The 1,380-nt window shown below is 54.7% G+C and carries 1 protein-coding gene; it reads right to left on the minus strand.

All coding sequences use genetic code 11. From position 1 onward, the window contains the following. Nucleotides 1-254: 254 nt before the first annotated feature. Nucleotides 255-1,289, minus strand: a complete 1,035-nt coding sequence (locus tag KO486_RS02500) for an IS110 family transposase (RefSeq protein ID WP_216035673.1) — start codon at nt 1,287-1,289, stop codon at nt 255-257. Nucleotides 1,290-1,380 lie beyond the last annotated feature (91 nt).

The raw sequence follows: 1,380 nt of genomic DNA on the forward strand, positions 1-1,380 counted from the left end.
GCTTCTCTAATTGGGTGTCTGGGTCAAGCTCGTTTTCCTTCTTTTGAATGATCGAGGATCGTTTGTCCGGGTCACGCTTCTCTTCGCAGTCTGGTGTGGCGTTCGAATGGCGCCGCTGCATGCATGTGTCGGATTGGAAGTGGAGAGCCCCGCTTTCCGGCGCGCTTCAAGTTGCGCAGCAGACATTTTCGGCTTCAGCCACGAACCTCGTCCGGATTGGACGATCCCGTCAGGTTAGGTGGTAAGCTACTTGTTCATGCCGTGCCTCCAACTTGTTCCTGACGGAATTCACTGCCATCGATCCACATACGGTGAAGTAGGACGGCAAGCTTGCGGGCGACGGCAACAACTGCGCGTCGGCGACCTTTGGTGCGCATCAGCCGCATGCCCCGAGATTTGATCTGTGACCCTGCCATCGTTCGCATCAACAAAGCATTGGCGGCTGCATATAGAGTCGCCCGAACGTCCCGGTCTCCAGCTTTCGATATTCGGCCAGGATTATCGTGCTCTCCCGACTGAAAGCGCCTCGGTGTGAGGCCAAAATGCGCAGCGACAGTACGAGAGCGTTTGAAACGTCTCGGATCATCAACTGCCGCCTTGAATGTAAGTGCTGCGATCGGACCAACACCCGGCACGGTCATCATACGCATGCAAACCTCGTCTTGAGATGCCGCACGTTTCACGCGTCGATCCAGCTCGAGATAGTGCTGGAACAGGACCACCCGTGCATCAAGCAATGGAATGACCGCATGCGCAAGAACGTCATCCATCTCGATCATCGGCCGCACCAGATCATCAAAGGATCCGTGTTTCACTGTTCGGGGCAATCGCACACCAAAGATCTTCAGCAGCCCACGTACTTCGTTAGCCAGATCCATCGTCTTCTTGAGTAACGCTTTTCGCGTGCTCAAAAGCGCCCTCAACCCGTGGGCCTCCCGACTCTTCATGTGAACAGGGCTGAACCAGCCTGTCCGTAAAATCTGGGCAATGCCCTTGGCATCCGTCTTGTCAGTCTTGTTCCGCATCGCAGACAAGGCGGCACTCACCTGCCGCGCCTCCATACAAACGACGTCGAACCCAGCCGATTGCAAACCAAAGAACAGATGTTGGCTCATTGCTCCGGCTTCAAAACCAACGCGTTCTATTGGATGCTCAAATGCTGCGAGACAGTCGGCAATGTCCTCAACTTCGCAGGGCAGCTCTCGTTCCAAGTAAACCTTGCCTTTGTTATCGACGATGCACATCGCACACGATCGAAGCGACACATCTAATCCAACATAATATTCCATTTTCTGTCTCCCTTGTTCACAGCTATGCCGTGATCCTATCGGGAGCTCGACCAAAGTGCAGGGTCAGCCCAATTACGCATGCTTCCCGCCC

The organism is Octadecabacter sp. B2R22, assembly GCF_018861045.1.
Taxonomy (GTDB): domain Bacteria; phylum Pseudomonadota; class Alphaproteobacteria; order Rhodobacterales; family Rhodobacteraceae; genus Octadecabacter.

Excerpts from the sequence above, each read along its gene's own strand:
- KO486_RS02500 (WP_216035673.1), bottom strand. The coding sequence starts at position 1,289 with ATGGAATATTATGTTGGATTAGATGTGTCGCTTCGATCGTGTGCGATG.